Below are 330 nucleotides of genomic sequence, written 5' to 3' on the forward strand. Positions count from 1 at the left end.
CAATACCTCAAAACCTTCAGTATCACGGTTATCTGTATAATAACCATTGTCTCTCGGTCGAAATCTTATCCGTTTTTTGAGTAGCCAAGTCATAAGATAGTTTATTTCGCTGCTTTTCACCGGTTTCGATTAGGTGAGTTATCCATTGAGGTTCGAATAGTAAACAAAAATCGTCGACATCTACATAAATTGCGTCTAAGTTAATCATGCCCTTGTCCTCGGTTCTCAATATTTATCTTGGTCGAAAGATCTGATCACCACAAGGGCATTTAGTTCATTTTCTTATGCGCAGCTCAGGTTTATTAATCATAATGTAGTGCTGTAAAAGTT

General features: G+C 37.0%; 1 protein-coding gene. It reads right to left on the reverse strand.

Going from position 1 to position 330, the window contains the following annotated elements; translation table 11 throughout:
• Nucleotides 1-28: 28 nt before the first annotated feature.
• Complete coding sequence (locus tag N7931_RS19475; protein WP_262796003.1) at nucleotides 29-208, reverse strand: hypothetical protein; 180 nt, start codon at nucleotides 206-208, stop codon at nucleotides 29-31.
• Between the last annotated feature and the right edge of the window lie 122 nt (nucleotides 209-330).

The organism is Catenovulum sp. 2E275, from assembly GCF_025515275.1.
Taxonomy (GTDB): domain Bacteria; phylum Pseudomonadota; class Gammaproteobacteria; order Enterobacterales; family Alteromonadaceae; genus Catenovulum.

What these genes read in the sequence shown, in the direction of transcription:
- N7931_RS19475 (WP_262796003.1), bottom strand. Translation starts at nt 208, where the DNA reads ATGATTAACTTAGACGCAATTTATGTAGATGTCGACGATTTTTGTTTA.